The sequence below is a fragment of the Pseudarthrobacter albicanus genome (assembly GCF_018224015.1).
GTDB lineage: Bacteria > Actinomycetota > Actinomycetes > Actinomycetales > Micrococcaceae > Arthrobacter > Arthrobacter albicanus.
This window is the reverse complement of record NZ_JAGPOT010000138.1, coordinates 1-7178: the sequence shown is the minus strand read 5'-3', so window position 1 is coordinate 7178 and position 7178 is coordinate 1. Positions and strand designations below refer to the sequence as shown.

The following is a 7178-nucleotide window of genomic DNA, read 5'->3' as shown; positions in this document are numbered from 1 at the left end:
TCCCGGGCCCCGGCCTCTCATTCCCAGGCCGTCAGCGGGCCGCCCAAAGCTCCGAAGAGCGGCCCGGAAGCCGTATCCCATCTCCGGATTGCCCCTTGTTCAGCGCTCTCCTAGGAACGAGCCGGCGCCAAGACCTCTTCGCGCCGGGAGGACATGCCCATTCGTCGCGCCCGCCACCGGCCTAATACCATCATCACCGTCCATCCGCGGGCCCCGGCATGGGGCATGTCCGTGAGCCCGGCCACCCCGCCGCCTGGACCTGACCCCCTGGCGAACTAACGAAAAAGCCTGTTAGCGGCGCATGAGGCTGCGGACGCGGGACAGGTCGGCCGCGCCGATCAGGCCGGCGTCCGGGCCCAGGGCGGCGAGCTCGATGCCGGCCGCGGGCCGGAAGCCACGCCCGGTCAGGTTCCTCGCGAAAGCCTTCCGCGCCGGCGCCACCAGCAGTTCGCCGGCGTCGCAGAGGCCGCCGCCGATGACGAACGTGCCCGGGTCCAGGGCGGCAGCGAGGTTGGCCAGCCCGAGCCCGAGCCATTCCCCTACCTCTTCGAGCAGTTCGCGGGAGGTCGGATCCCCGGCCTTGGCCAGTTCCGTGACCACCACACCGGTAATCAGTTCCGTCCGGCCGCCCACGGCCTTGAGCAGCTCCTGGGCCACCGGGGAATTGGCAGCCGCCAGCTCACGGGCCTCCCGGCCGAGCGCATTGCCGGAGGCGTACTGTTCCCAGCAGCCGCGGTTGCCGCACTCGCAGCGGTGGCCGCCCGGCATGATGATCTGGTGGCCGAATTCCCCGGCCACGCCGAACCGGCCGCGTTCCAGGCGCCCGTCCATCACCATGGCGCCGCCGATTCCGGTGCCCAGGGTGATGCAGACAAGCCGGTTCTCGCTCCGGCCGGCGCCGAAGCGCCATTCGGCCCAGGCCGCCGCGTCGGCGTCATTGGTCAGCAGCACCGGACGGCGCAGCAGCCGCTGCAGGTTGTCCCGCAGCGGCTCGTTACGCCATGCCAGGTGCGGGCTGAAAAGGACCGTTCCGCCGTCGAGGTCCATCCAGCCGGCGGCGCCGATCCCCACGGACCGGATCCGGTGGCCCCGGCCCAGCTCCTCGACGAGTTCCACAATGACTTCTTCGACGGCGCGGGGCTCGCTGCCGGGCGTGGACCGCTTCGCCTGGCTGAGGATCCGCCCCTCCGGGTCGACGACGCCCGCAGCGACCTTGGTGCCTCCGACGTCGACGCCGATGGCCAGGCCCGTCCGGCCCGTCCAGCGGTGCGGACGGAATCCCGCACCCGCGGCGCCGGGACGTACCCCACCGGCACCTGCGCCGGCCAATGCACCGGCCACGGCACTAGCCACGGCACCGCGCCGCCAGGCGCCTGGCCTGTGCTGCGGGCCGGACTGCGGGCCGGATGTGGGTGTATGCATGGTTCCCCATTGTATTCGCAGGATTGTCTTCGCCGGAGTGACTTCCCAGGGGCGTCTTCACAGGTGCCTGGCCCGCCGCCGGCCCCGACCCCGGGGGCGCCGCCTGCTGGCGGAACGGAGGGCTTCATCGTAAAGTTACTCGCCAGTAGGTATCGTGGAACACACCCGTTGCGGACCGCGTACTAGTGTTGGCTGTACCTGGCCTGTCTACGGATATCAAAGGAGCTATTGTGCGAGAAATCAGTGTCCCGCCCCTGGTCGACGTCGCCCCGGACTCGAATGTCACGGATCTGCTGCTCCGCCAGGCGGCAAAGGCGTCCAACCCCGCGCTGTTCTCGCGTCTGGACAAGTCGGGCCAGTGGGAGGACATCCGGGCCACGGAGTTCCTGGCCGACGCTTCGCTGCTCGCCAAAGGCCTGATGGCCAGCGGTGTCGCGGCCGGGGACAGGGTCGGCATCATGTCCCGCACGCGGTACGAATGGGCCCTGATTGACTTCGCCATCTGGTTTGCCGGCGCGGTGTCGGTTCCGATCTATGAGACCTCCTCCCCCTCGCAGGTCGCGTGGAACCTCGGCGACTCGGGCGCGGTCGCCGCGTTCGGCGAGACCGCCCACCATGAGGACACCATCCGCCAGGCCGCCGCGTCCGAGTCGCTGACGGCCCTGAAAAACGTCTGGCAGCTGGCGGGCACGGGCCTGGATCAGGTCCGGGCTGCCGGCGCCGCCGTCAGCGACGAGGAGCTCGAGGCGCGGCGCAGCCAGGCCTCCCTGAAAGACATCGCCACGATCATCTACACCTCGGGCACCACCGGCCGGCCCAAGGGCTGTGAGCTGACCCACGGCAACTTCGTGGAGCTCTCCGAGAACGCGCTGGCCACCTCGCTGGGAAGCGTCGTCCACGAAGAGGCCAGGACCATCATGTTCCTGCCCCTCGCCCATGTCTTCGCCCGTTTCATCTCGGTGCTCGCCGTGGCGGCCGGAGCCACCGTCGCGCACACCCCGGACGTCAAGAACCTGCTCCCGGACCTGCAGAGCTACCGGCCCACGTTCCTCCTCGCGGTGCCGCGGGTGTTCGAGAAGGTCTACAACTCGGCACTGACCAAGGCCGAGGACGGAGGCAAGGGCGCCATCTTCCACCGGGCCGCGGACACGGCCATCGCCTACTCGCGCGCCAGGCAGGCCGGCAGGGTGGGGCTGGGCCTGAAGCTCAAGCACGCACTGTTCGACAGGCTCGTCTACGGCAAGCTCCGCGACGCGATGGGCGGCCGGGTCTCGCACGCGGTCTCCGGCGGCGGGCCGCTGGGTGAACGGCTTGGACACTTCTTCCAGGGCATCGGCCTGCAGATCCTGGAAGGCTACGGACTGACCGAAACGACGGCGCCCATCACCGTGAACACCCCGCAGCTGATCAAGATCGGCACGGTCGGCGCCCCGCTGCCGGGCAACGCCGTCAGGATCGCCGACGACGGCGAGATCCTCACCAAAGGCGTGTGCGTCATGAACGGCTACTTCCAGCGCGAGGATCTCTCCGCCGACGCCTTCGTGGACGGCTGGCTGCGCACCGGCGACATCGGCCGGCTTGATGAGCAGGGTTTCCTGACCATCACGGGGCGCAAGAAGGAAATCATCGTCACGGCCGGCGGCAAGAACGTGGTGCCCGCCCTGCTGGAGGACCAGATCCGCGCCGATGCCCTTGTCTCCCAGGTTCTGGTGGTGGGCGACAACCGTCCGTTCATCGGTGCCCTCGTGACCCTCGATGAGGAGGCACTCCCGGGCTGGCTGCACCGCCACGGCCTCCCGGCGTCGACCTCGCTGGCCGAAGCAGCGGCGAACCCCGTGGTCACGGCCGCCGTCCAGGACCTGATCAACCGCGCCAACCGCTCGGTTTCCCAGGCCGAGGCCATCAAGTCCTTCCGGATTGTGACCGCAGATTTCACCGAGGCCTCCGGACACCTCACGCCGTCGATGAAGGTCAAGCGCGGCCAGGTGATGAAGGACTTCGAGACCGTGATCGAAGAGATGTACACCGCGAAGCGTCCCACCCACGCCTAAAGCAACGCGGGGTCAGATACGGCCCGTCCGAGGCACTCGGACGGGCCGTATCTGACCCCGCGTTGTGTGGTTATTCGACGACGAGCAGCAGGTCCCCGCCCTGGACCTGTTCGATGGCGCCGACGGCGAGCCGCGCGACGGTGCCGCCCACCGGCGTCGTGATCGAGGCTTCCATCTTCATCGCCTCGATCGTGGCGACGGTGTCCCCCGCCTTGACCGAATCTCCCGTCTTGACCGTCAGGGTGACGGCGCCGGCGAACGGTGCGGCCACCTGTCCGGGCTGGGAGGAGTCGGCCCGCTCGGCGGCCTTGACGTTGCTGACCACGGAACGGTCCCGGACCACCACCGGGCGGGACTGGCCGTTGAGCGTGCACATCACCGTGCGCATGCCCTTTTCGTCCGGCTCGGAGACTGCTTCGAGCGAGGCAATCAGGCGCACGCCCTTCTCGAGTTCGATTTCATGCTCCGCGCCGCGCTGCAGCCCGTACAGGTAGTCGCGGGTGTCCAGCACGGAGAGGTCGCCGTAGGACTCCACGCTCTTCAGGTAGTCCTTGGTGGGGCCGGCGAAGAGCAGGCGGTTGAGGGTCTGCTGCCGTGTCCTGGAGTCACCCTGGAGCGCGGCGCTGTCCTCGGCGCTGAGCTCGACGTCGCGGACCTTGACGGTGCGGCCCTGCAGGGCCTTGGTCCGGAACGGCTCGGGCCAGCCGCCGGGAGGATCCCCCAGCTCGCCGGAGAGGAAGCCGATCACGGAATCCGGGATGTCGTACTTCTGCGGGTTCTCGTTGAAGTCCGCCGGGTCCGCGTTTAGTCCCACGAGGTGCAGGGCCAGGTCCCCCACCACCTTGGAGGACGGGGTCACCTTCACGAGCCGGCCGAGGATGCGGTCCGCGGCGGTGTACATGTCCTCGATCGCCTCGAACCGCTCGCCCAGGCCCAGGGCCATCGCCTGCTGGCGCAGGTTGGAGAGCTGGCCGCCCGGGATTTCATGCTGGTACACCCGGCCGGTGGGGCCCGGCAGACCGGATTCGAACGGCGCGTACACCCGGCGGACGGCTTCCCAGTACGGTTCCAGGGCGCAGACGTTGGCCAGGCTCAGCCCGGTGTCCCGGGGGGTGTGGGCCAGTGCGGCCACGAGGGCGGAGGCTGAGGGCTGGCTGGTGGTGCCGGCCAGCGACGCCGACGCGACGTCCACCGCGTCCACCCCGGCGTCCACTGCCGCCAGGAGCGTGGCCAGCTGGCCGCCTGCGGTGTCGTGGGTGTGCAGGTGGACCGGGAGGTCGAACCGTTCCCGCAGGGCAGTGACGAGGCGGGCGGCGGCCGCGGGACGCAACAGGCCGGCCATGTCCTTGATGGCCAGGATGTGCGCGCCCGCGTCGACGATCCGCTGGGCGAGCTCCAGGTAGTAGTCCAGCGTGTAGAGCTTTTCTGCCGGGTCCAGCATGTCCGCCGTGTAGCAGAGGGCCACCTCGGCGACGGCGGTTCCGGTCTCGCGGACGGCGCGGATGGCCGGGGCCATCTGGTTGACGTCGTTGAGGGCATCGAAGATGCGGAAGATGTCGATCCCGGTGGCGGCGGCCTCGTTGACGAACGCCACCGTGACCTCCTCCGGGTACGGCGTGTAGCCCACGGTGTTCCGGCCCCGCAGGAGCATCTGCAGGCAGATGTTCGGCAGCGCCTTCCGCAGGGCCGCGAGCCGGTCCCAGGGGTCTTCGCCCAGGAACCGCAGGGCGACGTCGTAGGTGGCACCGCCCCAGGCTTCCACGGAGAGCAGCCCCGGGAGCAGGCTGGAGACGGCGGGGCCGGCCGCGACGAGGTCGCGGGTGCGGACGCGGGTGGCCAGCAGCGACTGGTGCGCGTCGCGGAACGTGGTGTCCGTGACGGCCACGGCCTCCTGCGCGCGGAGGGCCTGCGCGAAGCCCTCCGGGCCGAGCTCCAGCAGCCGCTGGCGTGAGCCCGGAGCGTACTCCGTGCCCTCCACGGCCGGGAGCTTCGCGGCCGGGTCCGAGTGGACCTGGAGCTCGCCGTTGGGCTTGTTGACGGTGACGTCCGCGAGCCAGGTCAGCAGCTTGGTGCCGCGGTCCGCGGAGACGCGCGCCTTGAGCAGCGCGGGGCGCTCGTCGATGAACGAGGTGGCCACATTGCCGGCCACGAAGTCCGCATCGTCGAGGACCGCCTGCAGGAAGGAGATGTTGGTGGAGACGCCGCGGATGCGGAACTCGGCAAGGGCGCGCCGGGCCCGGGCCACGGCGGCCGGGTAGTCACGGCCGCGGCAGGTGAGCTTGACCAGCATGGAGTCGAAGTGCGGGCTGATCTCGGCGCCCGAGTACACGGTGCCGCCGTCGAGCCGGACCCCGGCACCGCCGGCCGAACGGTAGCCGGTGATCTTGCCGACGTCGGGCCGGAAGCCGTTGGCGGGGTCCTCGGTGGTGATGCGGCACTGCAGTGCCGCACCCTTGAGCTGGACGGTCTCCTGCGAGAGGCCCAGGTCCGCGAGGGTCTCGCCGGCGGCGATGCGCAGCTGCGCCTGGACCAGGTCGACGTCGGTGACTTCCTCGGTCACGGTGTGCTCGACCTGGATGCGCGGGTTCATCTCGATGAAAACGTGCTGGCCGGCGCGCTCCCCCACGGTGTCCACGAGGAACTCCACGGTGCCGGCGTTGACGTAGTTCAGCGCCTTGGCGAACTTCACGGCATCGCGGTAGAGCGCCTGGCGGATGCCCTCGTCGAGGTTCGGTGCCGGGGCGATCTCGATGACCTTCTGGTGGCGGCGCTGGATGGAGCAGTCGCGCTCGAAGAGGTGCATGACGTTGCCCTCGGCGTCGGCCAGGATCTGCACTTCGATGTGGCGGGGACGCAGGACGGCCTGCTCCAGGAACATCGTGGGGTCACCGAAAGCCGCGTCCGCCTCGCGCATGGCGGCCTGCAGGGCGTCGGGCAGCGCCTCCCGGGTGTCCACCCGGCGCATGCCGCGGCCGCCGCCGCCGGCCACGGCCTTGGCGAAGATGGGGAAACCGATCACGTCGGCGGCGGCGATGAGCTCGTCGACGTCCTTGGACGGCTGGCTGGACCTGAGCACGGGAACACCGGCCTTGCGGGCCGCCTCCAAGGCTGCCACCTTGTTGCCGGCCAGTTCCAGGACTTCGGCCGGCGGTCCGACGAAGGTGATGCCTGCAGCCTCGGCGGCACGCGCGAGGCGGGGGTTCTCGGAGAGGAAGCCGTAGCCCGGGTAGATGGCGTCAGCCCCGGATTCCTTGGCCACGCGCACGACCTCGTCGACGTCGAGGTACGCCCGGACCGGGTGGCCTTCCTCGCCGATCAGATACGCCTCATCGGCCTTCTGGCGGTGGATCGAATTCCGGTCCTCAGTGGGAAAAACGGCGACAGTCTTGGCGCCCAGCTCGTAGCCGGCGCGGAAGGCGCGGATCGCGATTTCGCCGCGGTTGGCCACCAGAATCTTCGAAAACATGGTTCTCCTGCATCATTGCCGGCGTATCAGTAATTCCCCACAGTCTCCAAGACCGGCGTGGACAAACACAAATCATTGTGTCGACGGTCACAGCGGCGCGCGTCACGTGGGCCGCGGCGGCCCGGCCGCGCCACGGCCGCGGCGGGGGCCGCGGGACGTGCCCGAGGAACGGGCCCGCGGGACGGCTTCACCGTGATGGCCGGATGAGACAGGTTTCCGGTGGGCATCAACATATGATG

General features: G+C 69.7%; 3 protein-coding genes. 1 reads left to right on the top strand and 2 read right to left on the bottom strand.

Annotated elements, in window-relative coordinates:
• Positions 1-291: 291 nt before the first annotated feature.
• The gene (locus J9611_RS20545; RefSeq protein ID WP_211882961.1) at positions 292-1422 is read right to left on the bottom strand and encodes an ROK family glucokinase; all 1131 of its coding nucleotides are present in this window, start codon (positions 1420-1422) and stop codon (positions 292-294) included.
• 230 nt (positions 1423-1652) lie between these two features.
• Between J9611_RS20545 and J9611_RS20540 the strand changes: the two genes are divergently transcribed.
• Positions 1653-3473: an AMP-dependent synthetase/ligase gene (locus J9611_RS20540; RefSeq protein ID WP_211882960.1), complete on the top strand. Its 1821-nt coding sequence runs from the start codon at positions 1653-1655 to the stop codon at positions 3471-3473.
• A gap of 70 nt (positions 3474-3543) precedes the next feature.
• Here the strand turns inward: J9611_RS20540 and J9611_RS20535 are convergent, their stop codons facing one another.
• The gene (locus J9611_RS20535) at positions 3544-6939 is read right to left on the bottom strand and encodes a pyruvate carboxylase (RefSeq protein ID WP_211882959.1); all 3396 of its coding nucleotides are present in this window, start codon (positions 6937-6939) and stop codon (positions 3544-3546) included.
• Positions 6940-7178 lie beyond the last annotated feature (239 nt).